This is a genomic window from Methylorubrum salsuginis, from assembly GCF_900114375.1.
Classification (GTDB): Bacteria; Pseudomonadota; Alphaproteobacteria; order Rhizobiales; family Beijerinckiaceae; genus Methylobacterium; species Methylobacterium salsuginis.
Window position 1 is genome coordinate 1 of record NZ_FOSV01000063.1, and the last position, 1067, is coordinate 1067.

The 1067-nt window shown below is 71.6% G+C and carries 3 protein-coding genes; 2 read left to right on the forward strand and 1 reads right to left on the reverse strand.

The features are described 5' to 3' along the window. A partial coding sequence (locus BM140_RS25005) for a DUF3768 domain-containing protein (RefSeq protein WP_114436024.1) occupies positions 1-200 on the forward strand: 200 nt, incomplete at its 5' end. Position 201: 1 nt separating this feature from the next. Next, positions 202-891, forward strand: coding sequence for a hypothetical protein (locus BM140_RS25010; RefSeq protein WP_091952147.1), 690 nt, complete (start codon positions 202-204; stop codon positions 889-891). Here BM140_RS25010 and BM140_RS25015 read toward each other — a convergent pair. Beyond that, positions 888-1067, reverse strand: a 180-nt coding sequence (locus BM140_RS25015; protein WP_091952148.1) for a helix-turn-helix domain-containing protein, incomplete at its 5' end; no start/stop codon positions are given. The genes BM140_RS25010 and BM140_RS25015 overlap by 4 nt on opposite strands.

The window sequence follows — 1067 nt, forward strand, 5'->3', positions numbered from 1 at the left end:
CCGTCGCCGCCTTCGACCGGTTCGATGCCGACAACGACCCCTTCGGCGAGCACGACTTCGGCGCGTTGGAGGCCGCGGGCGAGCGGGTCTTTTTCAAGATCGACTACTTCGACCGCGCGGGGCGCTTCGCCTCGCCCGACCCGGCCGACACCAGCGTCACGACCCGGGTGCTTACCGTCCTGTTGGCCAGGGAGTATTGAGGTGACGGGCTTCGATCCCGCGCCGTCCCATCGGGTCGCCTCGCCCGCGCCGCGCGGTTCGCCGTCGCGGCGGCGCCTTCTCGCCATCCTAGGTAGCCTGTCGCTCATCGGCACACAGTCGGGCGCGACCGAGCCCCATCGAACCGGCATCGCCGACACCGGTACGACCATCGATCCGATGCCGCGGCTGTTTGCCGAGTTTGAGAGCCTCCTCGACCAGCACGATGCGGCGCTGGCGGCCTGCGATCGCATCGAGGCAGGGTTGCTCGCCGGCATCAGCTTCCCCCGCGTGAGGCTGCCGGGTGGCGCCGACGGCGCGCGCCGCTATGCGGCCGACTTCCCAACCATCGCGTGGGCGGTGCCGCCGGGCCGATGTCGGCAGCGGTTCATCCAACGCCTGCATCGGCGGCAGCGCCAATGGGACACGGCGGCCCAGGAAGCCGGCCTGCTCGAAGCCGAGCTGCATGAGGCGTCCATCGACGGGGCGGTTCTGGCCGCCGCCGACAACCTCCTGGCGACACCAGCCCGGACCTGTCACGCCGTCGTGCTGAAGCTCATCGTCCTGCTCAGCGTGCACGCCCCCGGCCCGGTCGCGGACACCGAGACACCGTGGCGCGAGTTGCGGCTCATCCTGGCCGACCTCAACGGCCTCGCAGCCGATAGAGCGAGGGGCCGATGGCCGAGCGGTTAGCGCACCGGTTTGCGGCCGGCCTTCAGCGGCGCCGGCCGTTCAGCCCCAGGGTCGGGGGCCACGAACAGGTCCGCAACGGGTACCGCCAGCGCGCGGGCGATCGCCGCCAGGGTGTCGACCGTCACGTTTTCGCTGCCGCGCTCGACCCGGCCGACGTAGGCGCGGTCGATGCCGGC